1 rRNA gene is annotated in these 254 nt (G+C 50.8%); it reads right to left on the bottom strand.

From position 1 onward, the window contains the following. Positions 1–254: ribosomal RNA gene (locus HFC68_RS09290) — 23S ribosomal RNA — on the bottom strand; the annotation flags it as partial.

Genomic DNA, 254 nt, shown 5'->3' with positions numbered 1-254 from the left:
GCTCCCTTATACCTTTACACTCTGCGATTGATTTCCAACCAATCTGAGGGAACCTTTGGGCGCCTCCGTTACCTTTTAGGAGGCGACCGCCCCAGTCAAACTGCCCGTCAGACACTGTCTCCGATAGGGATAACCTATCTGGGTTAGAGTAGCCATAACACAAGGGTAGTATCCCAACAACGCCTCCGTCGAAACTGGCGTCCCGACTTCAATGGCTCCTACCTATCCTGTACATGTGGTACAGATACTCAATA

This window comes from Pediococcus sp. EKM201D, assembly GCF_011800215.1.
In the GTDB taxonomy this organism is placed as follows: Bacteria; Bacillota; Bacilli; order Lactobacillales; family Lactobacillaceae; genus Pediococcus; species Pediococcus pentosaceus.
The sequence above is the reverse complement of the archived record's forward strand: the minus strand, read 5'-3'. Positions and strand labels throughout refer to the sequence as shown.